The sequence below is a fragment of the Pseudoalteromonas sp. APAL1 genome, assembly GCF_021532475.1.
Lineage (GTDB): Bacteria > Pseudomonadota > Gammaproteobacteria > Enterobacterales > Alteromonadaceae > Pseudoalteromonas > Pseudoalteromonas lipolytica_C.
This window is the reverse complement of the sequence record NZ_JAKGAW010000104.1, coordinates 1-1,325: the sequence shown is the minus strand read 5'-3', so window position 1 is coordinate 1,325 and position 1,325 is coordinate 1. Positions and strand designations below refer to the sequence as shown.

General features: G+C 38.4%; 1 protein-coding gene. It reads left to right on the top strand.

Going from position 1 to position 1,325, the window contains the following annotated elements; all coding sequences use genetic code 11:
• Nucleotides 1-68 precede the first annotated feature (68 nt).
• On the top strand, nt 69-1,106 hold the full coding sequence (locus tag L1264_RS21375) for an IS110 family transposase (RefSeq protein ID WP_235404649.1): 1,038 nt from the start codon (nt 69-71) through the stop codon (nt 1,104-1,106).
• Nucleotides 1,107-1,325 lie beyond the last annotated feature (219 nt).

Sequence of the window (1,325 nt, the reverse complement as noted above, 5' to 3'; positions counted from 1 at the left end):
GTATGGACTCCCCTCCCACAGGGGGGTAACGTAATAAGCGACAAAACTTTTACAAAAGGAGTCCATACATGGTGAATCTTAACGTTATTGCGATTGATTTAGCAAAAAATAATTATCAAGTTTGTAAAATAGGTAAAGAGCGACAAGTTATATACAACAAAGAGGTATCTAGACAAAAACTACTTCAGTTATTGGTATCAGAAAAACAATCATTAGTAGCAATGGAATCATGTGGTGGTACGCATTATTGGGCAAGAAAAGCGAAAGAGGCTGGCCATATAGTTAAACCTATGTCTGCACGCGTCGTAAAAGCATTTAGACAAGGCCAAAAAACAGATGCGAATGATGCTTTGGCTATTGGTATTGCAGCTCAGCAACCAACGGTTAAGCCGAGTAGATTATTAAGTGTAAATGAGCAGTGCTTACAATCCATATCAGCAATGAGAGAGCATTTTGTAAAACAAAAAGTGGCCTTGGGGAACCTACAGCGAGGCTGTTTGTTGGAACTTGGCATCCCTATAGCCAAGTCTGATAGTAAGTTAATAGATGCAGTGGAAAGTTTGCTCGAGGATACAAGTTTTAATGTACCGATGGCATTTAGAGCATCTCTAAAAATAGTAAATGAACAATTCAAAAGAGTTGTTAAAGAAATTATAGCGCTAGAAAAGCTAATTGAAGAAGAAATCAAAAATGATGAAGTATGCGAGCGGCTGTCAAAATTGGAAGGCGTTGGACCAGTAGGTTCAATGATGTTGAAAGTTTACTTTAGTTGTATAGAGCACTTTAAAAATGGACGAGAAGCGTCTGCCTGTGCAGGATTAACGCCTGTGCAGCATAGCTCTGGTGGTAAAGAAAAAATTGGCTCAATTTCAAAAAAATCAGCAAACAAGAAGTTACGTAGCACGTTATATCAAGGTGCACTAGCGGTTGTTTCAAATGTTATAAAAAGAGCAAGTCGCACAGAAAAGGATGAATGGCTTAAAAAGTTGATTGCAAGACGCGGTAAGAAAGTGGCAGCAATAGCATTGGCGAATAAAACAATCAGAACTGCATTTGCCATGCTAAAGAAAAACGAATGTTATCAGCCAAAGTTGTTAACGGCTTAAATTATTGTCAATAAAGAGCGTTTAAAACCAGGATAAGACTGACCTTTAAGAGACTGTTCCGTGTTCAGGTAGAAAATACCGTCACAGAGAAAAGTCATAAAGGGGCGAATACATTAAAGTGACCAGGGGTAGCTCCCCAAATAGAGTCCGTATATAAGCCAGCATCTAATCTTTATTTAATAAGTACTCCGTTGACAAAAAACGGGGAGTCCATATAAG

What these genes read in the sequence shown, in the direction of transcription:
- L1264_RS21375 (WP_235404649.1), top strand. Translation starts at nt 69, where the DNA reads ATGGTGAATCTTAACGTTATTGCGATTGATTTAGCAAAAAATAATTAT.